The sequence below is a fragment of the Microcoleus sp. N9_A2 genome (assembly GCF_036701775.1).
In the GTDB taxonomy this organism is placed as follows: domain Bacteria; phylum Cyanobacteriota; class Cyanobacteriia; order Cyanobacteriales; family Microcoleaceae; genus Microcoleus.
In genome coordinates, this window is the sequence record NZ_JAUBRH010000065.1 from 1 (window position 1) to 25,781 (window position 25,781).

The following is a 25,781-nucleotide window of genomic DNA, read 5'->3' on the forward strand; positions in this document are numbered from 1 at the left end:
GAATTAAATAACTTACATTTTTAATTTTTATTGTGGGATGGGCGTCCCGCCCGTCCAAAAAGGCCGGGGGGGACGCCCATCCCACAAACTTGTGGAAGTTATTTAATTCTCATTCCTAGGGTGCGCGCGGAGAACTATGTATTTGAATATTGCGCGCAATTTCTAACTAACAGTAGGGCGCGCACTGCACACCGTATATTTAAATGCTACGCGTAATTTATAACTTAGGAATGGTAGATTAGGAAATAGACACAAAAAGCCAACACCTATACTAAATATAAGAAAGACATTCAACAGCCATGAAAAATCAACTCGATCGCCTAAAAAAGTTTTTAGGTATCCTCTGTGCGATCGCCTCAATAATTATATTATTCCAATCGGCAATACCTGGTGTTTACGCCACGGTTGTTGCACCGGAAGGCTCAACCATACCACAAACCACCATAGCTTTTGTGCCCAACATACCGGGCGGCGGATTAGATTTTCACGAAGCAGCAGGAGGACACACTTTAGAGAGACACGTTGGGAAAACAGAAGCACAACTAGCACAGCGACTCGCAAGCGAAACGAGAATTTCTGCCGCATCTTCTTTTAGTGACCGTTCCGTCGCCGAAGCGGCTATTGGGGAAGCAATGAACAGAAATCAAAGTGCGATCGACTCCTGGGTGAAAAGTCGCGGCAACCGTTATACGATCGACTACAACGCCAACAGAATAATTGGCATTACTCTGCGTCGCCGCGCATCCAAAGCAAATTCAGCATCTCGCCTGAGAATCGTCCTCCAGCGCAGCGCCAAATTACCTCCCGGATACTTTATTCTCACAGCCTATCCCGAATGATAAATCAATTTCCTCGTTTAACCCAATTTTTCAGTTCCTACTTTCACCAAGACTGGCCGTTAGAAGCTGACACTCCCAGCGATGTAGTGAACAACTACCGCAGCAGCGAACCGCCCGCAAGTGTTGAAGCTGCATCGCAAGAGCTCAGCAAACTGCTCGAAATGCCGATCGCCCCAGCCGACTTAGAAACATTCATCCTTGATGAATTAGGGTGTTACTACGACCCACAATCCGAAAATCAAACAGTCCGAGAGTGGTTGGAATCGGTGCAAAAATCTTTGAATAATCCCAGATAAAATCTATATATTTGTAAGGACACGGCCGTGCCGTGTCCCTACAAATTGTCCGCAATTCAATAGGATTGCTAGCTCACTTGCTAACCGTCAATAAGTAGCCTTCGTGGACGTTGAAATTAGGGATAACATAAGCCAAGCTGCCACTCCCCACTGAAAAAATTTCTTCTTTAACGGTGACAAGCTGTGGCACTGCTCCTTCTTGATTGTTGGGAATTTTTTCTAATTTTAGAGTAATTTTCTGACCTCTTTGAATACCTAGCTGCTCCAAATTGCCGAGGGTTAATGTTACCGTTGTTGCTGAGGAAAAATTGGGGTCGAAATAACCTAAAAGTATCTGTGCTTTACCTTCAGGATTTGACTTGCTGGCTAAAGCGACAAGGCGATTGTTATTTGACCAACTCCGCACCCGCGAATTAACTCCCTCAGCATAAGCTTTGTAAGTCCACCAAGCTGCTCTCGGTTCAAAAGTATTAGGCGTGACCATCCCACTCAGCGTATTGTTGAAGCAATTGCTAACTTTATTTGGCCCTTTACTCTCCCAACAAGCTCTGCAAGCACCGTCAGCTTTTGCATACTCTAAGTTATACAAATAACCTAAGATTTCCCCCGGCTGGTACTGCGCTAAGTTCCCGACAATTTCGTTGACGTAAATTTTTTGCAATTTCAGTTCCTTGTAAGAGGGACTTTGCTGAAAATTGCGTTTAGCCTCAATTACGTGATCGTCAACAAATAAAATCATCGTGTCGTTGAGTTCGTGCCATGAGAGGAAGTTTACTTCAAGTTTGTTAGCCTTGCAGTAATCCAAAAAAGCGGCGAGATATTCTTTGCTGTAGTGGCCGAGGCTTGGCCCGCCAATCATTGCTGACGGTCCCAATTCTTCTCGCAAAATTTTGTAAGCTCTTTTGTAGGTTTCAAAGAATTGTTCTCTGCTTCCATTCCAAAACGGATTTTTTAGATCTGGTTCATTCCATACATCCCAAATAATTTTTTTGCCTTTATTTTGCTGGGCTAACTGTCGGATGAATGCTTCCCACGCAGGGTAGTTTTGATAGGGCCACCCATTGGGATTGCTACCGTAGCCCCACAAGTCGCTAACGACTAACTGAAACTCGGCTCCGCTGGCGATTACTCGATCATAAATATCGAGTCTCCCCGCCCGCCAAAGTTTGGGCTGCAAGGGTTTGATCGAGCTATCCGGCGGTTTTGCGGTGTCGATTCCGTGCAGGATGCCACTCATGGAAATTGTACCGGTGGCTGGCTGTCCAAAATCTACTGTAACGTTCGATCGCACTTGGGCGATCGCTCTTGGCTGTCCCCAATACGCTATTAACAGAACAGTGACAATAGCTAAACCAATTGGCAGCAGTTTATTAATCCGTGGGAACTTGAATGTAAATTGCATATCTTTTCTGTGGTTGATGTTTTGTGGAATGGGCCGGAGAGCCCGTTCCTAAGAATGCTGCAAGAGCTCAGTTTTAACGAACAGATGAAAACACTTCAAAACCCTGTATGGATTCTATCACTTGTTGCCACGAGCGGGAGTTTATCAGCTCGTTGGTATCGAACGGAACTCCTTTCTCGGAAGCAAAAATACCAAAATTTTTCACCCAATCAAAGATAGTTTCTGTAGTAAAATAAGGCGTGCAAGCCCAAGCAGATTGCAAATTATTCACCATCTCGGACATATCTCCGTTATTGTAAGCATCCCAAGCTTTCCACACTAAATAATAGTATTTCAGCAGTCTATCCACTTGCTGTACCTGCTTTTTGAGTTTCGGACTAATAGAGAAACTGTCGATCTCAGGGTCGCTTACAAATGCCTGTTCAATTATTTCTCCATATTCCCGAAGCATCCGTTCTTCTTTGAAGAGTTCTTGGGCTCGCGCTTTGCACGCTTGTCCTGCAAGTCTACGCGATTCGGGATTTTCTGCCCATATTTCTACCGTTTTTATCAATTCTTTTACTGTGCCTTCGGGGTCGATTGTAGGATCGGGCAGTAACTTTCCCGTATCTCCCAATTCTTCAGGAATCCCGCTGACTGCTGTGGCAATTATGGGCAATCCTTTCGCCATTGCTTCCATAATTGCTAGCGGCATCCCCTCAGCTTCGGAAGATAAAATAAAGATGTCGCTGGCGTCTAGCCAATCGGCAATATCCCAGCGCTGTCCTAAGAATTTAACCTGTTCTTCTACTCCCAATTTGCTCACAGTTGCTCTTAGTTCAGGTTCCAGATTGTCGTGAGTAGTAGACCCAGGCCCGGCCCAAACAAAGTAAATTTGGGGCCAAATTGGACGATTTTTCAATTGCGCGATCGCCTGCAATTGATACTGATATCCTTTAATTGGAGTCAATCTCGCCGCCGTGAAACAAACAACAGCATTTTCGGGGATTCCTTGTTCTTGACGCAGGCGTTGGCGAGTGGAAAGATTCTGCGGCTCAAAATAACTATTTGGTCTGCCATAATAGATTACTTTTCCTCGTTCGAGACGCGCTTTAAATAGACTTTGGAACAAGTTTAAATTCTCGTGGGAAACTGCTACTGCTGCTTTCGCTACCATGTACTGGTAGGCAACTGCATCGAAATAGGGAATTTGATCGCCGCGATCGAAGGTTTCATAATTGCGATTGATATAACCCAGACTGATTATGTATGGTATATTTTGCTCGATCGCAACTTGTTTAGCTGCAAAGTTAGCCATCGGCCAGCCGTCACTAAATATAATTAAATCCGGTTGAGCCTGGGCGTAAATCTTTTTAGCATCATCCAAATTGTAAGCAATTCGCAAAAACTCTTTCATCGTATCGAACTCTAGCCAAATATGTTCGATACCTAGCTGTTTTTGTTCGGTAATTAAAGGGTTAGAAGCTTGACTTTGAACGCTGGTAACTCGGTAGCCATCCTCCGCTAATTTACACATCAGCGAGTGGTTGAACTGAGCCAAACCGCCGACTCCTGAGTCTTCTGTGTACAGGAGTACGTGCTTTGTTTGCTGCCGATAAATCGAACTAGGAGCCGATTGAAACTGATAAGGATTGTTAGCTGCGATCGCCACTATGTCTTGCCATTCCTGTAAATTGGTTAAGGCATAGGCATCAAAGTTGTAGCCGTACTGTTCTGAAACACCCTTAAAAGTTTCCAGCCAATTAAAAACAGTTTCAGTGCCTGTCAAATGAGTGTAATACAGAGATTTTTCCAGACATTCGACCATTTCTGGCAAATATCCGTCGCGGTACATCCGCCATGCTATCCATACGAAACACTTGTAACGTTCCGCCCGTTTCAAGTCGCGGATGTGCTGAGGCAAATCTGGCCGCGCGAAAAATTGCTCCATCAAAATTTCCGTATTTTTCATTAATTTGCAGCCGTTAGACATGATATTGCTTTCGTGCTGACGATAGCAGGTTAATATCTCTTTTAACCAAACTGACTTGCAGCCTTTTAAAGCTAAACGTAGCACAAAATCTAAATCTTCGGTTGGCGGCAAGCGATGATCGAAACCTCCTAAGCGTTCCCACCACTCTCGCCGCAGCATCATGGCGCTGGGACGCACTGATTTGTAGAAAACAAAGGCTTCTAAATCTAATTTTGGTGCTTCTTCCCAAGGCTTTACTCCATAGATGCCTTTCTCGTTTTTGTCAACAATAACCCAACCTGTTTGCACCATATCTAATGTGGGGTCAGCGTCAAAGCAAGCTACTTGTTTTTCTAGTTTTTCGGGTAAGAAGAAGTCGTCAGCATCTAGAAAAGCTAAAAATTCCCCTTTGGCTAACTTGCAAGCATGATTTCGAGCAATTGCTGCTCCTTGGTTATCTTGATAGATGTATTGAATTAAATCTAGGTAAGGTGCTAAAACTTGGCGAGTGTTGTCAGTTGAGCCGTCGTCTACGACGATAATTTCCCAGTTTTGATAAGTCTGACCCAGAACACTCTCTACGGATCTGACAATGTAGCTATCGCAGTTGTAAGCCGGGATGATGACACTGACGCGCACTTTTTTGGGGGTAATAATACTAGCCATTAACTGTTTCCATTCTGGTAATTTTCTGAGAGAAATGGCATCGATACTGCAGCCGTAGGTCTTAGCAATTTCAGTGATGCGCTTTACCCAATCTGCTATAGTTGCTGTCAGGGAGTACGGGGTATAATCTAAAGATTTTTGCAAATAGTCAGTCATTTCTGCCGGATAGCCGCTGTAGTAAAGTTGCCACGCCATCCATGTCAGAGCTTCATACAACGCCTGCTTTTCTAATTGGCGAATGTCCTCTGGCAAGTCGGCTCTACTGAAAAAATTTTGCTTTAATTGAATACAAAGGTTTGCCTGTTTTAGCGCTCTCTGGATGGACACATTTTGCCCGTGCTGGCGGTAGCATACTGTCACTTGAGGCAACCAAGCAGCTTCGCAACCAGATAGTGCTAAACGCAAGATTAAGTCGGCATCATCTACTGAATCATACTGAGAATCAAAGCCACCGACTCGTTCCAGCCACTGCCGTGAAAACATCATGGCGCTGGGAAGTAGGGGCATATAAACAATCCAGGTTTTTAAGTCTAGCTGAGGCAAGTATTCCCAGGGTGTTACATCGAAAATACTTTCGCCTTGCTCTTTAACCATTCGCCAGCCACTATTAACAATTCCTCGTGATGGCTGAGCGTCAAATAACGCAACTTGCCCAGCTAACTTATCGGACAAGAAAAAGTCATCTTGATCTAAAAAAGCAATTAATTCACATCGGGATTCCTGAATTCCTCGGTTGCGGGCGGCAGCTACTCCTTGGTTTTCCTGATAAACATAGCGAATTTTGTCAAAATAAGGCTGCAATGCTTGGCGGGTGTCGTCGGTTGAGCCGTCGTCTACGACGATAATTTCCCAGTTTTTATAGGTTTGGCTGATGACGCTTTCTACCGCTTGCCCGATGTAGCGATCGCCATTATATGCTGGAATAATTACACTTACTCGCGGTGTCGAATTTGCCATTGACATGAGTTTTCTCGGTGATAAGGAAGGGTTCGGCAACGGATTCTGAAACGGATGTAACGGATGTAACGGATGTCAGACAGAAGGAAGTTCGGCAACGGATTATGTAACCGATGTAACGGATGTCAGGAAGAAGGAAGAAGGAAGATGCAATTCTACTGCTGACAGGAATCCCAATTTAAAATGTTAATCTGTTATTTTATCGTGCAGAAAATACAGATTCAACACCCTGTAAATCATAAACCAATTGTTGCCATTCTGCTGAATTAATTAGAGAATATGTATCTAAATTATGCCCTTTGGTTGACGAAAAATTTCCAAAATATTCTACCCAGTTTAATAGCGTTTCTGTACTCAAGAAAGGTGTGTACTTCAAAGATTTTTGAAGCGACTTCTGCATTCCGCTTAGATCTTCTTGACAGTAAGCCTGCCAAGCATTCCACACTAAAGAGCTGTAGTGCACCCGGTTTTCTATTTTCGCCATTGACCTCTGCACCTGTTTTTGAGTAACAAATTGATCTGTTTGACGATCGCAAAGTAAAGCTTTTTCGATCGCCTCCATCGACTCTGCTAACATCCGTTCCTCTTTAAACACTTTCTCGGCCCGCTGCTTGCAAGCTTGACCGATTTGATGGCGTAATTCTGGATTCATTGCCCAAGATTCTACAGTTTTCGCCAATTCCCTCGCGGTTCCCTCTGGATCGCTATTCGGATCGGGCAACAATTTCCCAGCATCGCCAAGCCCTTCAGGAATGCCACCCACCGCCGTTGCAACTACCGGCAATCCCTTAGCCATCGCTTCCATGACTGCAAGAGAAGGCGCTGCATCTGCCACAGAAGTCAAAATGAATATGTCGCTAGCATCCAGCCAATCTAGGATATCCCAGCGCTGTCCGATCGCCTTCACGCGATCGCTCACCCCTAACTCTTTAATAGTTTCCCTCAATTCTATTTCTACATTATCAGCGCTTCCCTCACCCGTTCCTGCCCAGACAAAATACAGTTTAGACCACACAGGAGACTGCTGCAACTGCTTGATTGCTTCAATCTGATATCGATGCCCTTTAATCGATGCCAATCGAGCAGATGTGAAACAGACAATCGCATCTTCAGGAATGTCTATTTCTTGTCGCAGGCGTTGACGAGCCGCAGCATTAGGAGGTGCAAAATATTTGGGAGAACGCCCCAAGTAAATTACTTGTCCTCGCTCTTTTGGCAACTTGAAATGTTGGCACAATAAATTCAAATGTTCGTAAGCGCCAACAATCAAGGCCCTAGCTTGCAGGCAGTGGTGAAGCACTCCTTCTACATAAGGCACTACATCCCCGCAGGCAAAAGTTGCGTGTTCTGGCATAACTAACCCAATCACCATCATGTATGGTATTCCCATTTCAATAACTACCTGTTTAGCTGCAAAATTGGAAAAGGGCCAACCATCGCTAAAAATAATCATATCGGGTTGATTGCTAGCAAAAAGCTCTCGTGCATCCTGAGTATTTCTTAACACCCGCTGTAAATCTTTATGGCCGCTAAAATCCAGCCACAAGTGCTCTATACCTAACTCTCGTTCTCGCTCCAGCAAGGGGCTAGTATGTTTGGTCTGCACGCAAGTGACTCGATAGCCTAATAAGGCTAACTGACAAAGAATGGCATGATTGTACTGCGCTAATCCTCCCACGCCCGGATCATCGGTGTTGTAGAGTAGAATGTGCGTTTCCCTACGGAATAGCTTCGCTTCACGCGCTTGTGAAGGTGTGGGAATAGAACTCTGTTGAGATTGGGGTGGATTAGTCATCACCATCAGAATTATCTCTTGCCATTCCGCTAACTTACTCAGCGAATAAGCGTCAAAAATTTCCCCATATTCTTCCGAAGCCATCTGAAAACTTTCTAGCCAATTCAAAACGGTTTTTGTGGGCGAAAAAGGCGTATATTGTAATGACTCTTCTAAACACTGTGCCATTTCTGCTAAATGGCCGTCGCGATACATCCGCCATGCCAGCCACTTTAAGCATTGATAGCGTTCCTGGTTTTTTAACTGCCGGATTGACTGAGGCAAATCGGGTCGAGCGAAGAATTTTTTCATCACAATTTCTATATTCTTCATTACGCGAAAACCGCTTGACATGAGACTAGAATTGTGCTGGCGATAACAGGTAAGAATCTCTTCTAACCAAACTGCTTTGCACCCCTTTAAAGCTAAACGCAAGGCAAAGTCTAAATCTTCTGCTAGTGGAAAGTGAGAATCGAAACCGCCCAATTTTTCCCACCACTTTCGGCGCAGCATCATCGCACTCGGTCGCACGCATTTATATAGAATAAAGCTTTCTAAATCTAATTTAGACGCTTGCTGCCCAGGCTTGACAGCAGAAATCTCTCGCCCGGTTTCATCGACGATCAGCCAACCTGTTTGCACCATATCTAAGGTGGGATCAGCCTCAAAGCAAGCTAGTTGTTTCTCTAGCTTGGATGGTAGGAAATAGTCATCGGCATCTAAAAATGCCAAAAACTCGCCTTGCGCTAGTTGGCAAGCAATATTTCTGGCGACTGCTACTCCTTGATTTTCCTGATATATGTAGCGAATTATGTCAAAATAAGGCTGCAATACTTGCTGCGTGCGATCGCTAGAACCGTCATCTACAACTATAATCTCCAAATTAGTAAAAGTTTGACCTAGGGCGCTTTCCACCGCTTGTACGATGTAGCGATCGCCATTATATACAGGTATAATTACGCTGATTAGCGGTGTTGGATTGACTGTTGACATTATTTAGCTCGCTGTTAACCTATTACTGTCTAGTTTATATTAATCTCGCGAACATTCAGCACTATTCTGTGCTCGCTAGCTCTACTTACAGAAACTTGAAGTTTGGCCAATTGTAGCATATAATCTTACATGGAATGATTACTCAAAAGGAAAAGAAAAAATGAATTCGGAAACAGCGCAGGTGAATTTTCAGCAACAGGCAGAACTTTATTTAGCTACAGGGAACTTTGAGCGGGCGATCGCACTTTGCCAACAAGTTTTGGCATCGGAACCCAACTCTGCAGAGACTTGCAAGACCTTGGGAAAGGCGCTGCAAGCTCAGGGTAAACTAGAAGACGCAAGGTATTGGTATAAAGTTGCGATCGCCCTGCAACCCGATTTTGCCGAAGCTTTTGCTAACCTCGGCACTCTCTGCGCTACATTGGAACAGTGGCAAGAGGCGATCGCCTGTTACCAAAAAGCCATCTCCCTGCAACCAAACTTTGCAGGATTTTACCGTAATTTGAGCCGGATATTTACCCAAGTCGGTCAAGCTGAAGAAGCAGCAGACTGTTGGTATCAAGCACTAATCGTGGAGCCGATAGAAATAGCAGAAGAATATCTCGATTTAGGTAATACTTTGCTTGCCCAAAATAAGCCAGAAAAAGCGCTAGTTTGTTACCACCGCACGATTTATTTAAACCCCAGCTTTTGCGAAGCTTATTGCAAAATAGCAGAAGCTGCTAGCGAGTTGAAACAGTGGGACGAAGCTATTGTTAACTACCGCAAAGCTATTCAACTCCAGCCGGAGATTTCGGAGTTTCATTACAAATTAGGCCATGTTTTGCAAGCTAAGGAACTCTGGCGCGAAGCGGAGGCTGCCTACCGAAAAAGTATTGATTTAAATCCCAATTCTTTTTTGTCATACTACAACTTAGGCAGCGTACTGCTCAATTTAGAAAAATGGCAAGAAGCTGCGATCGCCTACCGCACGGCTGTTGAAATTAACCCGGATTATTCTTGGTCTTACTACAGCATCGGTGCAGCTTGCGATCGATTAGAAGAATGGTCTGAATCCGCTGCTGCTTACCAGCGCGCTACTGAAGTAGACCAGAATTTTTTCGCAGCTTTTCACAAGTTAGGAGATGCTCTTTTTAAACTAGAAAACTGGTCGGAAGCTGAGGCTGCATACGAACGGGCGATCGCACTTAATTCAGATTTATTTTGGTCTCATTATAACTTAGCTTTGACTTTAGTTAAACTTCAAAAATTTCCCCCAGCAACACTCGCTTATCGGCGGGCGATCGCACTCAATCCAGAATTCTCTTGGACTTACCACAATTTAGGAGAAGTGCTGTTAAAAACCCAACAGTGGAAAGCTGCCGCTACCGCTTACCAACGTGCTATTGAACTTAATCCCAGTATTTCTTGGTCTTATTACAATTTAGGTGATGCTTTAAGTGAAAGTCACGCATGGAACGATGCTGTTTCCGCCTACCTTTGTGCGCTTAAAATCGAGCCGTCTCTACCGGGAATTTACATAAAGTTAGGTAATGCTCTCATTAAAAGAACTCCGGTTGATTCAGATGTAGCAACTAGCTACTATCACCACCAAATGCAGCCGCTGCACGCTCCTGAATTTTACTGCGAAATAGCCCAAAACTTTGCTGAAAGCGATCGGCGTAACGAAGCCATAATGTTGTACTTGATGGCATTAGAAATTAGACCAAAAGATCCAGAAATATCCCAAAAATTAGAGGAAATTTTAGAAAAACAGCGTCAAACAGGGGAATCTACTCTATTATTAGAGTTAGAAGCTAAGGATATTCGCGATCGTTATATCGCCCGAGTCGCCAAAGGCAAGACTTTTGCAGAAGTCGGCGGCTTGTGGGGAACTGTCAGCGAAAAAGTATCTGTAGCTAGCAAATACGGTGCAGTTTCTCTGACAATGATTGATGCCATGCCGGCATCCATGCACTGGTGGCAAGATTTTCACGATCGGATGACAAGTTTAAATATTGCTAATTATCACTGTATCAATCAAGATATCACTCAGATTCAACTTACAGACATTGGCGAACCTTACGATGTAGTTCACTGTGCAGGAGTTTTGTACCACCACCCCCATCCGTTGCAGATTTTAGTTGCCTTGCGTCAGATAACTCGCGAGCATTTAGTTTTCACTTCAGCTATTACCCAAGAAGTTATAGAGAATGAGTTAGGACGCTATGAACTTCCCCCTTCTGGAGTAATGTTTATTCCTGCTTTGGACGACGCCGAACGAGCTATTTTAACAGCTTATTGGCAGCTCTACATCAACAACAACCCACTTATAGGGATAACTGAGAAAGCAGTTTTTGACATGAACAATTTTGCGGCGTGCTGGTGGCTGCCTACAGCTACTGCTTTAGAAGCTATGTGCAAAGTCGCGGGATTTAACGTTTTAGACAAAGGATTGACTTGGGACAATAATGCTCTGACTCTGCTGCTGGGGATTTGAGGATTGCTAAACGAATAATAAGAGGACTTGCTTGTGCACCAACGGCTAAACACCCGGTTTATGAGCGGATTCCTCGTTTTCTTTCCCCAATATTCCTACTAGAAACCGGGTGTTTTCCGTAAGTCCTAAATAAAATAGCTGCCAACATTTTTTGTGAAGAAAACAGGAACTGGGAAATAATCAATGAACAATCACCAACCAGAGACGCCGTTAGGAAACATTTTAGTAGTAGACGATACAGCAGAAAACCTGCGTCTGTTGTCTACGATGTTGACTCAGAGGGGGTACACCCCCCGCTGCGTGATTAACGGAAAAATGGCTCTGAGAGCCTGCAATTCTAATCCACCAGATTTGATTTTGCTCGACATAATGATGCCGGAAATGAACGGCTACGAAGTCTGTCAGCACTTGAAATTAGAGCCTAAAACTCGCGAAATTCCGGTAATTTTTATCAGCGCTAAAGATGAAATTTTCGACAAAGTAAACGCATTTGCTGTGGGAGCTGTTGACTATATCAGCAAGCCATTTCAGTTTGAAGAAGTGCTCGCCCGCATCGAAAGTCACCTCAGCCTGCGGAATTTACAAAAGCAGCTAAAAGAACAAAATATGCTGCTGCAAGAAGAAATCACGAGCCGCTTAGCAGTCGAAAAAACTCTTCAGGAAAAAAACCAAATCTTGCAACAAGAAATCAGCACTCGTCGCGCCGTTGAAAAAGCTCTGCAAGAGCAAAATTTGGTACTCCAACAAGAGATATCGCATCGCCAGCGCGCCGAATCTGCTCTATTAAAATCTAACCAAGAATTGGCGCGTTCAAATGCGGAACTAGAACAATTTGCTTATGTGGCTTCTCACGACTTGCAAGCGCCTTTAGCAACCATTGCCAGTTACGCTCAACTTTTAGAAAAACGCTACAAAGACCAACTCGACAACCAAGGTAGTAAGTTTATCGGCAATATCGTTCAGGGCTGCACCAGAATGCAAACTTTAATTGACGATTTACTCGAATATTCGCGCGTTGGCCGGAGTCGGAAACCTTTTCAACTGACAGATTGCAATCATGCAGTTGAGCAAGCACTCGCGAACCTGCAAGGGGCGATCCGCGAGACTAAAGCCGTTGTCACTTACAGCGAATTACCAGCGCTAATGGGGGATATTTCTCAACTCGTACAGCTATTTCAAAATTTAGTCAGCAATGCGATTAAATATCGCCACGATGCACCGCCTGTGGTTCATATTACCGCTTGCAAACAGGATGAAAACTGGTTAATTTCTGTCTCAGATAATGGAATTGGGATTGCTCCCCAGCATCAACAACGTATCTTTCAAATTTTCCAGCGCTTGCATACTCAAAGAGAATATTCGGGGACAGGTATTGGTTTAGCAATTTGTCAAAAGATTGTGGAACTTCACGGCGGATGTATCTGGGTGGAATCTGAACCGGAGCAAGGTTCTACGTTTCACTTTACTCTCGCTTAATTGAGACATAACTTCGGCCAAAGGTATAAGCTATAAGGTAGGTAAAATTAATTACTTTGTCTATTATAAATCCTAACCTAGAAGATATAATCTATAAATTAATACTATTGAATATGGCAGATGAAAGAATTGAAGAATTGGGAAGGACTGTGACTATCGCGGTGGGGAGATGGGCTACAGTTGCATTTTTTTTAAGTGGTATAAATTGTCAGTTAAAATAAAAATTATTTTACGTTGACAGTCTAGTTAGTACGTGATAAAATTTTAAATAAACAGAATTTTTGTAGCGCTTGCTTACTCTCTCCAATCTGACGCTCGATGTATGTGTACTGGCAATTGAATGACTGCCCTGAAAATAAAAGGTAAAATTCAAGTTAGTTTAATATTTTTTATTGGTTAACAAATATTATGAAAGCAGTTTTTGACTTAGCTTTGCCTCCTATCTGCTTGAAAGTTCTGTTAGTAGAAGACAACTCTCATGAAGCTGAGCTGATTGAAGATTTGCTGTCAGAAATTGGCGGCGCGCAGCGTATAGTGCTGACGAAAGTAGAGCGCCTCAGTGAAGCGCAGCAGCGATTGAATCAAGAAACTTTTGACATAATTTTATTAGACCTTTCACTGCCAGATAGTCTGGGAATCGAGACGGTGGCTCGCGTACAAGAGTACGGGGTAAATGTGCCGATCGTAGTTTTGACCGCCCAAAACGACGAAGAACTTGCCCTGCGGTTGATTTCGGTCGGCGTACAGGATTATTTAGTCAAAAGAAAAATCGACAGCGAACTGTTAATTCGATCGCTCCGTTACGCCATAGAACGCCAGAACAGTCAAGATGCTTTACGAAAAAGTGAAGAAAAATATCGCTCGGTGGTGGAAAATTCCCTGATCGGAATTGCTATTATCGCTCCAATTATTGACCCCGCAATGGGTGAAAATTGCAATTGGATAGAAGTTAACGATGCGCTGTGCAATTTGCTGGGCTACGAGCGCGAAGAACTTTTGCAAAAGCATTGGCTGGAGTTGGCTCATCCAGATGATTTGAGCAGTAACATAGAACAATTTTCTCAGATTTTAGATGGTACGAGCGACGGTTACATCTGTGATAAAAGATGGTTCAGAAAAGACGGCGACCTAGTTCACACGCGAATTTCCCTGCGCTGCATCCGCGGCCGAGACGGCTCGATCGACCGGATGATTAAAGTCGTGTTGGACGTGAGCGATCGCTACCGCTACGAAGCCAAACTGAAAGCGTCAGAAGAATTTTTAAACCATACCATAAATGCTACGCCAGACCCGATTTTTGTCAAAGACGAGCAGCACCGTTGGATTATATTAAATGATGCTTTTTGTCAGTTGCTCGGCAAATCGCGACAAGAACTGATCGGCAAATCAGACTATGATTGTTTTCCAAAATCAGAAGCGGATGTTTTTTGGCTCAAAGATGAAGAAGTATTGATCGGGGAAATTTGTGTGGAAAATGAAGAAAATTTCACAGACACCGCAGGCAAAAAACGCATTATTTCTACAAAAAAAACTATCTTTAAAAGAGCAGACGGCAGTAAAGTAATAGTTGGTACAATTAGAGATTTTACCGAGTACAGACGGCAGCAAAGAGCCTTGGAACAAAGCGAATATCGATTTCAAAAACTGGTAGCTAACCTGCCGGGAGTAATTTATCAATTCCGAAGCTCAGCAACTGGAGAAAGGTCTTTCCCCTACGTCTCTTCAGGTAGTCGCGAACTGTACGAATTAGAGGCAGAAGTAATAGAGCAAAATGCAGAAATAATTTTCTCCGGCTTTCACCCACAGGATCGCTTAGATTTAGAATCATCTATAGCAGTTTCAGCCGCTACGCTGGAACCTTGGCAGCAGCAGTGGCGGCAGATTGTGCCATCGGGAAAAGTTAAGTGGCTGCAAGGAGCGGCGAGACCGGAAAGGCTCAATAATCAGAGCACATCTGGGAGCGAAGGCGATATTCTCTGGGACGGTTTAGTGATCGATATTACTGAGTTAAAGCAGGCACAAACAGAGCGCGATCGCTTTTTTACCATCTCCTTAGACTTGCTTTGCATTGTAGGTTTCGACGGCTATTTTAAACGTTTAAACCCTGCTTGGTCAACGGTCTTAGGCTACAGTAGTGCTGAACTTTTTGCCAAGCCAATGATCGAATTTGTTCATCCAGATGATCGAGAAGCCACTGCCGCCGAAGGGGCAAAACTAATAACCGGTAAGTCCAGTATCTCCTTTGAAAACCGCTATATCTGCAAAGATGGTTCTTACAAATGCCTGCTGTGGACGGCATCGCCATTTAGTGAAGAAGGTTTAATCTACTCAGCCGGTCGCGACATTACTTCTCGCAAACAAGCTGAGTCGGAACTTCAGCGGCAAGCCGTAGCAATGGCCGCTGCTAACGACGGTATCGCCATCCTCAACGCTAATGAAGAATATATTTATTCAAATCAGGCTTATCTCAAAATGTACGGTTTTTCTAATCCCTCCGAGTTATTGAAAAAAAGTTGGAGATTTCTGTATAAAGAAGACAAAATTCAACAGATTGAACGAGAAATAATGCCTAATTTTTATCGAGAAGGATACTGTAATATTGAAGTAACAGGTCAGCGGCCAGACGGTACTCTTTTTCCTCAAGAACTTTCGCTAACCCTGCTTGCAGGTGGTGAGATAATTTCGATCGTCCGTGATATCACCAAAAGAAAACAGGTAGAATCAGCACTGCGATCGAGCCAGCGCCGCTACCAGACTTTAGCAGAAGCATCACCAGTTTGTATATTCCACACCGACACTTTGGGAAATTGCCTTTATGTGAATCAGCGGTGGAGCGAAATTACGGGATTAAACGCAGGAGTAGCAGCAGAAATAGGCTGGATGAATGCCATACATCCCGATGATGTCGAGCGAGTAAAAAATGAATGGCATCGAGCAATTTTTGAGAAAATTCCTTTTAAATCAGAATACCGCTTTCAGCGTCCAGACGGTCGTGTAATCTGGGTAATCGGTCAGGCAATTGCAGAAATCGGAGACAAGCAGGAAATTAAAGGCTATATCGGTACTATTACAGATATTACCGATCGCAAACAAGCCGAATTAAACCTGCTGCGGGTGACTCAAGCCGTAGAAAGCACCAGCGATGCGATCGGCATTGCTGACTTGACAGGGCGATCGATTTACCACAATCAAGCCTTTGTTCAGCGGTACGGCTACACAGCAGAAGAACTGAACACAGCAGGCGGAGCAACGGCAATATACCCCAAAACTAAAGTGCTACTAGAAATGTTTAAAACGATCCGTAAAGGCAAATCTTGGCAAGGCGAACTCAAAATCAAAACTAAAAGCAACGAACTGGTAACAACTTTATTTCGCGCCGACTGCATTAAAGATGAAACTGGCAATTTAATCGGGTTAGTGGGAGTAATGACCGACATCACCGAACGCAAAAAAGCCGAGATGGCGCTGCTGCAGCAATTAAGGCGAGAACGGCTAGTAGTTGCCATGCTCGATCGCATTCGCTCCTCCCTCAATTTAGAAGAAGTCCTCACCGCTGCTGTCGAACAAGTGCGGCAATTTTTGCAAACAGACCGCACAGTTATTTACCGTTTTAATCCCGACTGGAGCGGTTGTGTCGTTGTGGAGTCCGTGGCAAACAATAGAATTTCGCTGCAAAATTTTAACAATATTGACGGCTGTTTTAAAGAGAAATTTGTTGAGATTTATCAGCAAGGCTGTATTAGATCTATGGAAGATATTTACCGGGAAAATTTGACAGAATGCCACATGAAATTTCTCGAAGGATTTGAAGTAAAAGCTAACTTAATAGTGCCGATTTTAAAAGCACGAGAAAGCATTTCCCAGACCCAACCCACCGCTGAAAATCAGCTTTGGGGACTGCTGATCGCCCAGGATTGCAGAGGCCCCCGTCCCTGGGATTCCTCAGAAATAGAATCCCTCCGGCAATTGTGCGTGCAATTGGCGATCGCGATCCAGCAATCGACGCTATTTGAACAAGCACAAACCGAAATTGCCGATCGCAAACTTGCAGAATCTGCCCTCGAACAAGCTGCATTAGTCGCAGAAAGCGCCAACCGCGCCAAAAGCGAATTTCTTGCCAACATGAGCCACGAACTACGCACGCCTTTAAACGGCGTTTTAGGTTACGCTCAAATCCTCAAAACCGACAAAGACTTAAACTCAGATCACCAAGAAAGTCTCAGCAATATTCAACAGTGTGGCCAACACCTGCTGATGTTAATCGACGATGTTTTAGATCTTTCCAAAATTGAAGCTAGAAAAATGGAACTCTACCCGGAAGAGTTAAATTTTATAAATTTTACGAAAAACATTGCCGATCTGTTTCAGATGCGGGCCTCTCAAAAAGAAATTTTATTCCATTACGAACAAGTCTCTCCCCTACCTAGCTGCGTTCGTGTCGATCCAAAAAGATTGCGCCAAATTCTCATAAATTTACTCAGCAATGCCGTTAAATTTACTAACAGTGGCGGTGTGACTTTCAAAGTCGGCTATGTCGGCACAGGGGCCTGGAGTCGAGGGCAAGGAGAAAATTATGAGTTCTCGACTTTGAGTTCGGAACTGAAAGAAAATTATATGCGCTTCGCCCACAATCCGATCGCAGCCAAACACGCTTTAAAAATCCGCTTTCAAGTCGAGGATACCGGCACGGGAATAGAGCGAAGCAAGTTAGAAGAAATATTTTTGCCTTTCCACCAAGTAGGAGGCAATACGTTTGTTGAAGGTACAGGTCTCGGACTCTCGATCAGCCAGAAATTAGCGAAACTAATGGGTACCGAAATTCGCGTCCACAGCACTTTGGGAAAAGGCAGCACTTTTTGGGTAGATTTAGAATTGCCAGCAGCTAAACGGTACTTGGAGGTATCTCCTTTGCAGGAAAAACGCTGGTTTGTCGGTTTTATCGGCAACAAGCGCAAAGTGCTAATCGTGGATGACAATCAACTGGATCGCGATTTGTTGTGCAGGCTGCTGCGGCATTTGGGATTTGAGGTTGCAGAGGCCCAAAACGGACAAGAATGCCTCTGCCAAACAGTTGAATTTCAACCGAATGTGATTTTAATGGACTTGCGGATGCCTGTAATGGATGGCTTAGAAACTGCAAGAAAACTGCGGCAGTTGCCGGAATTAAAAGATGTCGTGTTAATCGCTATGTCAGCTAGCGTTTTCGAGGCTACGCAGCAAGATAGCATCCTCGCAGGGTGCGATGCTTTTCTTCCCAAGCCGATCGAAGCAAATCACTTTTTGGAACAGTTGCGCGTGCATTTGGGACTAGAATGGATTTATGGGGAATCTTCGGAAAACAAAAAGCGCAAACCTCCCAGTTTGTCACCCGCCTCTGATTTTCCTGCTTATTCTTCTTTGTTACCTGCGGCTTCTGAGTCAGTAGCAAAAATTTTGAAACTCGCAGCTATGGGCGACATTGAAGAAATTTTTGAGGAGAGTGCTAAGCTGGAGAGTTTAGAACCTAATTTAGTGCCGTTTGTCTCGAAGCTGCGCCAACTGGCTAAGGGATTTCAGCTCAAACAAATTCGGAATACTTTAAAGCAATATATCGAGGGAAAATAGTATGACTCTCATAGTTGAGAGCTTGGCTGCATACAGATGATTTAGAGGTGCAGCAACTTACCGCCGCGTTATTTAGCCGGATATCTGGCAATTGTCTATCGCGCAATTGTCAGTGCAGGCGGCCGTAACTCCCAACATTAAACAAGTTATTTTGCCGCTTCAGAAGTTGTGTCCCAGAGTCCGAGCAACTGCTGTTAAATGCCAGATATCTTTGGGCACAGTATAGATTTTGAGCAGCGCCTCCTGTGGCTCCCCATTACCGTGTTTTGTACTATTTCAAACAAGATTTTTCTGGTAAACTAAAGTGTAAAGTTGCCTTTCATCCCTAGACCGAAGTCGCAGGGTTTTCAGGCTATTTTTTGATAATAGAGTTTTTGAGAGAGTTGGGATTGAAATTACTTTGCCTCAGTAACGGCCACGGAGAAGACGCGATCGCCCTTCGCATCTTGCAGGAACTGCAACAGCACCCGCATCCGCCAGAATTAGCCGTGTTTCCGCTAGTGGGCGAAGGGCAAGCTTTCGCTCAACTAGAAAACGCCCGCATTATAGGCCCGGTGCAGCGGATGCCTTCGGGCGGCTTTATTTACATGGACGGGAGGGAATTTTTGCGCGATGTCAAAGGCGGCCTGCTTCAGTTGACAATCGCTCAGTTTAAAGCCATCCGCGCTTGGGTGCGGACCCAACAACAGTCTGGGAATCAAGACGCGGTTATCTTAGCCTGCGGCGATATTGTACCGTTGCTGTTTGCTTGGCTGGGTGGCGCGCCCTATGCCTTTGTCGGTACTGCCAAGTCCGAGTATTATTTGCGGGACGAGGACGGGCCTCTGGCTCGCAAATCCAGGGTCTTTGGTGGGTGGAGTTGGTCGCGATCGGTTTATTTGCCTTGGGAGCGCTGGTTGATGACTCGATCGCGCTGTAGAGCCGTTTTTGCCAGGGACGCTCTGACCGCCGAGACTTTACAAAAGCTGGGAATTCCCGCTTACAATCTCGGAAACCCGATGATGGACGGACTCGAACCGGAAAACCCAGCCGGTTTTTACGGCCCTGACGCAGAGTTTCGGGAAAGGGAACGATCGCTCGTCATCACCTTACTCCCCGGTTCTAGAGCGCCGGAAGCCTATGCTAATTGGCTGCTAATAGTAGAGGCTGTAGCCGGAATTTTGTCGCTGTTTGCCGATCGCAAATTGTTATTTTTCGGAGCCATTTCTCCAGAGTTAAACTTAGAAGCTTTGCGACCTAGTTTAGAATTTTTCGGCTGGCGACAAGACGGCGAAACTAGAACGCAGCGACGAGAAGGAAGTATTTTGCGGCCTCCTGTTTCTAGCGCTCAAGAAATTCAGCAAGAATCTCCTAATTTGCTATTGCCCCTGACATTTGTGCAGAGAAACGCCACGATGATTTTGACTCAGCAAAGTTTTAACGATTGTTTGTACGAAGCCGATTTAGCAATAGCAATGGCAGGAACTGCTACAGAACAATTTGTAGGTTTAGGAAAACCCGCGATCGCCATTCCCGGAAACGGCCCGCAATTTACTCCCGCTTTTGCAGAAGCTCAAAGTCGCCTGTTAGGCCCGTCATTAATTTTAGTCAAACATCCCGCCGAAGTTGCCGGCGCCGTGCAGTCTTTGCTCCGCGACCCCGACAGGTTGCAGCTAATCGCTGAAAATGGCTGGCGGCGCATGGGAGAACCCGGTGCAGCAGCCAGAATTGCCGAGTGTTTAATTCAGCGGTTCGGCGGTGAATGCAGCAATTCTCAATTGCCTGCAATAGACTAGGAGCAAAACAATATTTTGTCCCTACCGAGTATGTTTAATTCTACTGGCTTAAAAAAAAATATTGTTCACTAACTACCACTAATTTCCGTAGGGTGCGCCTAGGCGCACCTTACTAATACTGCATTCGCAGAAAATTTCAATTCGCCGTTTTTTCTGATGATGGAACCCAGAAATTAGCTTGAGGAATTTTAAAATCCGACTTAACCAAAACACCCGGTTCTCGCTGCATCGGCAGCACATCTAAAGTATCCGTTTGCGCGCAATATTTTAAATCTTCAATAACACCTAAACCGAGGAGGCGCTGACCGTGGCTGGCTCTTTCCAACAATTCGTGCAACCGATCTTGCCAGTGCAGGTAAAGAGCAATAGCCCCAAATACTTCATCATTACCAGCAAAATCGCTGGCAGGAATACCGCTTTCTGCTAGCAGACTTTGGGCGATCGCACCAGCACAAACCGTATCTTCCAACGAATAACTCCCTTCCCAACCAGAACCCACAATCCAAATAGTTTCCGGCTGTTTATTCAACAAAAACTGCACCACAGATTTGCGGTTAATCAAAGCCGCCGTTAACACAGTTGCTGCAGCTTGCACTCTCTCCAAAGCCCGAGTACCGTTAGTTGTGCTGATAAAAATTCGCTTCTCAGTCACCTTTTCTGGCGTGCAGTCGAGGGGGGAATTCCCCATGTCAAATCCGTCAACTTTGCCGCCGCCGCGCTCTCCGGCGCGAATCCTCTTATCTGCAGGCCATTTTTCGCTCTCGGCCATTAGCTTATCTAAGTCGCTGAAAACTTGGACAGCTTCCGCCCCATTATTCAGGGCCGTTGCCATTGTCGTAGTCGCCCGCAGCACATCAACTGCGATCGCGCAAGCCGGCATTTTGTCGGTTGGCGTAAGTTCCGGGGTATGGTAAATAAAAAGCTTCACTTTTGGGGCTACCTGCAATAAATCCTCATCATTAATAATAATAATGGAAAGTGGATAATAGAAAATAGAGTCAAGTCCTCAAAAGCAGAAAATATGTCTAAACAGCTCAATTCAAACCCCGCCCACGCCGCCATTACCGCACCAATTGGACTCCTGGCAGGTTTCACCTATCCTTTGCGAGCTTTCACGCTGATTTTGCAAACTCCCAAGCTGTGGACTTATGTATTAGTTCCCGTGGTGCTAAATTTTATAATTGGTATTGGTCTTTATTTAAGCTTGCTATTTCCCAGTTTGGCAGGCATAGACGTTTTAGTTGCAGATTTGTCCGTCCGATTTAATGATTTAATTGCGAGTTTTCCAGCTTGGCTGAGCTTTCTTGGCGTGTTAACAGTCGCTTTCGGCTGGCTGCTGCGCGTCCTCCTAGTGTCAGGACTTTTGCTGATAATTGGATTTTTGTTAGTGCAGTTTGGCGTGATTTTAGGTTCGCCCTGGTACGGCAAACTTTCCGAACAATTGGAACTGCTGCGGAACGGTCAATTGCCCGCAGAAGCCCCAATGAATTTGGCGAGTATTTTTCGGGATATTCAATTGGCAATCGGCTTTGAACTGCGAAAACTACAAATTTTGTTCAGCATCGGTATACCGCTGCTGCTGCTGAATTTTATCCCTGGCGCAGGATCTATTCTGAGCAGTTTGGGTGGCGTTGCTTTAGGCGCGACTATTGTCTCTTTGGACTTTTTAAATGCACCTTTGGAGCGGCGGAAGCTGCCTTTTCAGGAGAAGTTTGAGCTAATTCGGGCGAGTTTGCCGGCGAGCGGGAGTTTTGGTTTAGTGTGTTTGGGTTTGGTGAGCATTCCGCTGTTGAATCTGTTGGCGATTCCGCTGTGCGTGACGGCGGGGACTTTGTTTTTTTGCGATCGCATTTGGCCGGCCCGCTTTGCCCCAGAAGAAACTCATAGCGATGGAGAAACTAACATTACAAATTAAAAACTAGGGAGATGCTTCTTCCTTCGGCTGAGTCTGGGAGTTAAGACCCAAAAACGGGCTTAACAACAGCCAGCTAATGAAGAAAAAGGATGCTGTAAATAGCTGGACAATATCTATCGCCGACAAATATCCGTCAGATAATAGTGCAATAGTTCTATCTGTCAGCCCGAATATCCAAGAGAGAATCCCAAACAGCCAAATGCCTTTTTGGAGCATGGGCAAAAATGCTGAAACTTCGGAGTTTTGCTGCTTGTTCATTGATTTAGCCCTTGTTTGCGAAAAGTCTGATTAACCGGGGCACCCCAAGGGCTTAAGGATTTTTGGTGTCTCCTCGGATTCCCTTTGTTATCTATATGTTAAGAAATGTTTCCCGATATGACAACGCGCCCTGGGAGGGATTTCCGCATCTATCTCAAGAGGTAGTTGGAGCGCTGACAAACAGTTATATTTGCTACACTTTGGCAGCGACGCTAGAGATTTTGCCGATTTTTTGAGAGATAAATTGCTGGGCACGGTAGCAGTGGGCTCTCTTGGCACCGCGCCTACAAAAAAAATCTTGTAATTTACATTGAAGTATGCAATACTACAAGTTGAGCAAGTCTGGTTAAAGAACGATCGTGAGGTTTGTACTGAGGAGGGAGAGTTATCCAAGCCCTAAAAGCCACAGGACAAACAATTTGATTATCAGTATCAACCGGACTTGATGTGAGTTCAGCATAAATAACATCGAACAATGGCACGCTTAAATCAGATTATCGCGATCGAAAAAGGCATCAAAAGCCGCTCGGTCCAAGAACTGGCAGAAGCTCAAAAAGCACTTCAGAAGCCCGCTGTGCTTTCTGGAATATCGCGCACTTACCGTCCCAAAGACGAAGAAGGCGAACAACTGCCGCCCGAGTCCAAAAAAGTTGAAGTCAAAGCCGAAGAGATTATCCGCAAAACGACTGAAGTTTTGACCAAACTCTTCGACGTAACCGCAACCAAAGATTGGACAAATTGTAGCGCCCGCGCGGACGTGACTGTAGACGGAAACGTGCTTTTGAGCCAAGTTCCCGTCAGCTATTTGCTATTCATTGAAAAGCAGTTAGCAGATTTGCAAGCATTCATCAAAAAACTTCCCGTCTTAGATGCTTCCGAGACTTGGAACTTCGATGCTTCGGCAGACTGCTGGGCAACAGAACCGGTGCAAACTCTCAAGACTTTTAAAACTCCGCGCAATCACGTTAAAGCTGAAGCTACCGAACACCATCCGGCTCAAGTCGATGTTTATTACGAAGATATTACGATCGGCTATTGGCGGACTGTAAAATTTTCTGGAGCTTTGCCAGCACGGCGGATCAATGAGTTGCTGCAAAGGGTGGAAATATTGCAGCAAGCTGTTATGTTCGCCCGCGAAGAAGCTAACAATTCTGAAGTTGAGGAACAGAGAGTGGGAGAGCGAATTTTTCAGTTTATTTTTCGCTAATTGCTTGCTTTTTTGATAGTTATGGTTTAAGATATAAACAGAGTACAAGTTCAATCTAAAACTTCAACTTAAACCGTACAAATGTGACAGTACAGGTTCGACTCCTGTCCCTTATACCCAAAATAGGGGGGTAGCCCAATTGGCAGAGGCAGCATTGCGTACAAATTCAACAGCAAGTTATTACTCGAAACTCAGCATTCTCCGCCGATCGCTAAAACGAATGTCAGGAAAATCACATCATCGAGGTTGCTGGCTCATATCCAGCCCCCTCTACCAAACGCAGGGGGGTAGCTCAATCGGTAGAGCGCGATGCTATTAATCTTAAATCCTTGACTTAAATGTGATAGTGTGCCCAAATGGGCGGTAAATAGAAACCCAGTAGTAAGGTCAGAACTGCTGGGTTTTATGCTAATTTATCAATCAAAGTGATACGACTTCCCAAAAAAGAATGCAAAAGCAAACTCTAAACCGATACAGCGTCAGTCATTTCCAATCTAAAATCTCAAATCTAAAATGGTATGATTTACTGCATCAATCCTCAATGTGAACAACGCGAAAATCCTGCTGCTGCTCAAAAGTGTCAGGCTTGTGGCACGGATTTGTTAATTGCCGATCGCTATCGTATCCTTAAACCAGTGCGATCGCCCAATCCCGCACGCCCCACAGACATCTTTGAAGTCGAAGATTTGGGAACAGGTGAAAACGAATGGGGAACTGTCAAAATTTTAAAAGTCTTGAAACATACCCACAATCCCGATTTAGTTCGCGTGTTCAAGCAAGAAGCGCGAGTTTTGATTTGGCTGGCGGGAAAGGACTCAGTTCCCCAAGTCGAACCTGACGGTTATTTCCAAATTAAACTCCCCCATAACTTCCAGAAATTGTCTTGTTTGGTGATGGAAAAAATTAGCGGAGAAAACTTGGCAGAATTCTTAAATAAAAACCCGCACGTTTCTCAAAAACTAGCTCTTGATTGGCTGCAACAAATGACCAATATTTTACAGGAAATCCACAAATATCATGTAGTGCATCGGGATATTAAGCCCTCCAACCTCATGCTTGCAGCGGATGGGAAATTGAGATTAATTGACTTCGACGCCGCCACAGAAGCAGATATAGATACCGCACCCATAGGTTCTGCTGGATACGCCGCACCGGAACAAATTCTAGGTAAAGCAGGCGTGCGATCGGACTTTTTTGCCCTCGGACGTACTTTTGTACATTTATTAACAGGCTTAAACCCGATCGACTTTCCCGTCAATCAAAAAACTGGTAAAATCAACTGGAGAAACCAGGCTGTAGATATTGACCCGTTACTCCTAGACTCGATCGACGAATTGATGGAACCGCTACCAGAAAACCGACCGGAAAATACCCAAGCAATCTTAGAAAAATTAAAAATCCACGGCAGAAACCCCCCAAAACAGGGGGACGAAACATCGCTTCAATAGACTTGCATTACCCGAACTCTCCTTAAAATTATCTGCGTTTATCCCTGTTTATCAGTCCCACATCTGCGGTTTCTCGATCGCTCAAAAATTGATAGCCTAGCAAGTCTAATAAATCTGTTCCAACTTGCGAAAATCTCGCTCAACTTCCGCCCACAACGCCCGATTGTGAGGGTCAGTTTTCACAGCCTTTTTCAAATAAATTCTCGCCTTATCAACCTGCTTTTCCCCGATCAAATGCCGTCCCCAGCGCTGATAGGCGATCGCCTGCCACTGACGCACCTCCAAATCTTCGGGAACCCGCTGGGCCAAACCCTCAATCAAGGCGATCGCCCGCGGGAACCTCTGATATTTCAGCAACTGCTGCAGCTCAAAATAAGCATCTTGCTTTAACTTTTGTTCTGCAGCCGACAGAAGATCCGCATTAGATTGAACCGCAGCCTGTTTTCGAGTCACTTTAACTGCTTGCGGTTGAGCTTTCACCCCCAGATCCGGCGGCGTCGAAGTAGGTGGCACAGTTGAATTGGCAACTTTCGACTCCCCAACATAGTGGGGGGCAATATTCACCAAGAACTTATAAGCCTCAGTAATAGCAATAAACTTATTCTTAGCCTGTTCGTTTCCCGGATTCACATCGGGGTGATACTGTCTCGCTAACTGCCGATAAGAGGCTTTAACTTGCGATAAACTGGCACCAGACCTCAGTCCTAACTGTCGGTAATAATCTGCAATATCCATTTAGCA

15 protein-coding genes are annotated in these 25,781 nt (G+C 44.8%); 9 read left to right on the plus strand and 6 right to left on the minus strand.

What is annotated here, in order from left to right:
• Positions 1 to 299: 299 nt before the first annotated feature.
• Positions 300 to 839, plus strand: a complete 540-nt coding sequence (locus QUA44_RS25690) for an RNase A-like domain-containing protein (RefSeq protein WP_333255591.1) — start codon at positions 300 to 302, stop codon at positions 837 to 839.
• Positions 836 to 1,135, plus strand: a complete 300-nt coding sequence (locus QUA44_RS25695; RefSeq protein WP_333255593.1) for a contact-dependent growth inhibition system immunity protein — start codon at positions 836 to 838, stop codon at positions 1,133 to 1,135. The genes QUA44_RS25690 and QUA44_RS25695 overlap by 4 nt, the downstream gene beginning before the upstream one ends.
• 73 nt (positions 1,136 to 1,208) lie before the next feature.
• On the opposite strand, the gene QUA44_RS25700 is transcribed toward QUA44_RS25695, so the two are convergent.
• The 3 genes from QUA44_RS25700 to QUA44_RS25710 all read right to left on the minus strand — a co-directional run bounded on the left by QUA44_RS25700 (position 1,209) and on the right by QUA44_RS25710 (position 8,878).
• The gene (locus QUA44_RS25700; RefSeq protein WP_333255595.1) at positions 1,209 to 2,537 is read right to left on the minus strand and encodes a GH39 family glycosyl hydrolase; all 1,329 of its coding nucleotides are present in this window, start codon (positions 2,535 to 2,537) and stop codon (positions 1,209 to 1,211) included.
• A 73-nt stretch (positions 2,538 to 2,610) separates the two neighbouring features.
• The gene (locus tag QUA44_RS25705) at positions 2,611 to 6,117 is read right to left on the minus strand and encodes a glycosyltransferase (protein WP_333255597.1); all 3,507 of its coding nucleotides are present in this window, start codon (positions 6,115 to 6,117) and stop codon (positions 2,611 to 2,613) included.
• A 193-nt stretch (positions 6,118 to 6,310) separates the two neighbouring features.
• Positions 6,311 to 8,878, minus strand: coding sequence for a glycosyltransferase (locus QUA44_RS25710; protein ID WP_333255599.1), 2,568 nt, complete (start codon positions 8,876 to 8,878; stop codon positions 6,311 to 6,313).
• A 160-nt stretch (positions 8,879 to 9,038) separates the two neighbouring features.
• On the opposite strand from QUA44_RS25710, the gene QUA44_RS25715 reads away from it, so the two are divergent.
• From QUA44_RS25715 to QUA44_RS25730, 4 genes are all read left to right on the plus strand, one after another.
• Positions 9,039 to 11,357, plus strand: coding sequence for a tetratricopeptide repeat protein (locus QUA44_RS25715; RefSeq protein ID WP_333255600.1), 2,319 nt, complete (start codon positions 9,039 to 9,041; stop codon positions 11,355 to 11,357).
• A gap of 183 nt (positions 11,358 to 11,540) precedes the next feature.
• The gene (locus tag QUA44_RS25720) at positions 11,541 to 12,833 is read left to right on the plus strand and encodes an ATP-binding protein (protein WP_333255602.1); all 1,293 of its coding nucleotides are present in this window, start codon (positions 11,541 to 11,543) and stop codon (positions 12,831 to 12,833) included.
• 408 nt (positions 12,834 to 13,241) lie between these two features.
• The gene (locus QUA44_RS25725) at positions 13,242 to 18,437 is read left to right on the plus strand and encodes a PAS domain S-box protein (protein WP_333255604.1); all 5,196 of its coding nucleotides are present in this window, start codon (positions 13,242 to 13,244) and stop codon (positions 18,435 to 18,437) included.
• Between the two features lie 389 nt (positions 18,438 to 18,826).
• A complete protein-coding gene (locus QUA44_RS25730) occupies positions 18,827 to 20,212 on the plus strand; it encodes a lipid-A-disaccharide synthase-related protein (protein ID WP_333255606.1) in 1,386 nt (461 codons plus the stop codon).
• A 136-nt stretch (positions 20,213 to 20,348) separates the two neighbouring features.
• Here QUA44_RS25730 and QUA44_RS25735 read toward each other — a convergent pair whose 3' ends face one another.
• Complete coding sequence (locus QUA44_RS25735; protein WP_333255608.1) at positions 20,349 to 21,140, minus strand: 2-phosphosulfolactate phosphatase family protein; 792 nt, start codon at positions 21,138 to 21,140, stop codon at positions 20,349 to 20,351.
• A 93-nt stretch (positions 21,141 to 21,233) separates the two neighbouring features.
• On the opposite strand from QUA44_RS25735, the gene QUA44_RS25740 reads away from it, so the two are divergent.
• Positions 21,234 to 22,127, plus strand: coding sequence for an EI24 domain-containing protein (locus QUA44_RS25740; protein WP_333255610.1), 894 nt, complete (start codon positions 21,234 to 21,236; stop codon positions 22,125 to 22,127).
• A 3-nt stretch (positions 22,128 to 22,130) separates the two neighbouring features.
• Here the strand turns inward: QUA44_RS25740 and QUA44_RS25745 are convergent, their stop codons facing one another.
• Positions 22,131 to 22,385 (minus strand): hypothetical protein, encoded by a 255-nt coding sequence (locus tag QUA44_RS25745; RefSeq protein WP_333255612.1) that lies wholly within the window; start codon positions 22,383 to 22,385, stop codon positions 22,131 to 22,133.
• 475 nt (positions 22,386 to 22,860) lie between these two features.
• Between QUA44_RS25745 and QUA44_RS25750 the strand changes: the two genes are divergently transcribed.
• Both QUA44_RS25750 and QUA44_RS25755 read left to right on the plus strand, forming a co-directional pair.
• The gene (locus QUA44_RS25750) at positions 22,861 to 23,592 is read left to right on the plus strand and encodes a DUF7873 family protein (RefSeq protein ID WP_190732936.1); all 732 of its coding nucleotides are present in this window, start codon (positions 22,861 to 22,863) and stop codon (positions 23,590 to 23,592) included.
• A gap of 518 nt (positions 23,593 to 24,110) precedes the next feature.
• Positions 24,111 to 25,040, plus strand: a complete 930-nt coding sequence (locus QUA44_RS25755) for a serine/threonine-protein kinase (RefSeq protein WP_333255614.1) — start codon at positions 24,111 to 24,113, stop codon at positions 25,038 to 25,040.
• Positions 25,041 to 25,145: 105 nt separating this feature from the next.
• On the opposite strand, the gene QUA44_RS25760 is transcribed toward QUA44_RS25755, so the two are convergent.
• Positions 25,146 to 25,775: a J domain-containing protein gene (locus QUA44_RS25760; protein WP_333255616.1), complete on the minus strand. Its 630-nt coding sequence runs from the start codon at positions 25,773 to 25,775 to the stop codon at positions 25,146 to 25,148.
• Between the last annotated feature and the right edge of the window lie 6 nt (positions 25,776 to 25,781).

Excerpts from the sequence above, each read along its gene's own strand:
- QUA44_RS25690 (WP_333255591.1), top strand. The coding sequence starts at position 300 with ATGAAAAATCAACTCGATCGCCTAAAAAAGTTTTTAGGTATCCTCTGT.
- QUA44_RS25695 (WP_333255593.1), top strand. The coding sequence starts at position 836 with ATGATAAATCAATTTCCTCGTTTAACCCAATTTTTCAGTTCCTACTTT.
- QUA44_RS25700 (WP_333255595.1), bottom strand. The coding sequence starts at position 2,537 with ATGCAATTTACATTCAAGTTCCCACGGATTAATAAACTGCTGCCAATT.
- QUA44_RS25705 (WP_333255597.1), bottom strand. The coding sequence starts at position 6,117 with ATGTCAATGGCAAATTCGACACCGCGAGTAAGTGTAATTATTCCAGCA.
- QUA44_RS25710 (WP_333255599.1), bottom strand. The coding sequence starts at position 8,878 with ATGTCAACAGTCAATCCAACACCGCTAATCAGCGTAATTATACCTGTA.
- QUA44_RS25715 (WP_333255600.1), top strand. The coding sequence starts at position 9,039 with ATGAATTCGGAAACAGCGCAGGTGAATTTTCAGCAACAGGCAGAACTT.
- QUA44_RS25720 (WP_333255602.1), top strand. The coding sequence starts at position 11,541 with ATGAACAATCACCAACCAGAGACGCCGTTAGGAAACATTTTAGTAGTA.
- QUA44_RS25725 (WP_333255604.1), top strand. The coding sequence starts at position 13,242 with ATGAAAGCAGTTTTTGACTTAGCTTTGCCTCCTATCTGCTTGAAAGTT.
- QUA44_RS25740 (WP_333255610.1), top strand. The coding sequence starts at position 21,234 with ATGTCTAAACAGCTCAATTCAAACCCCGCCCACGCCGCCATTACCGCA.
- QUA44_RS25745 (WP_333255612.1), bottom strand. The coding sequence starts at position 22,385 with ATGAACAAGCAGCAAAACTCCGAAGTTTCAGCATTTTTGCCCATGCTC.
- QUA44_RS25750 (WP_190732936.1), top strand. The coding sequence starts at position 22,861 with ATGGCACGCTTAAATCAGATTATCGCGATCGAAAAAGGCATCAAAAGC.
- QUA44_RS25755 (WP_333255614.1), top strand. The coding sequence starts at position 24,111 with ATGATTTACTGCATCAATCCTCAATGTGAACAACGCGAAAATCCTGCT.
- QUA44_RS25760 (WP_333255616.1), bottom strand. The coding sequence starts at position 25,775 with ATGGATATTGCAGATTATTACCGACAGTTAGGACTGAGGTCTGGTGCC.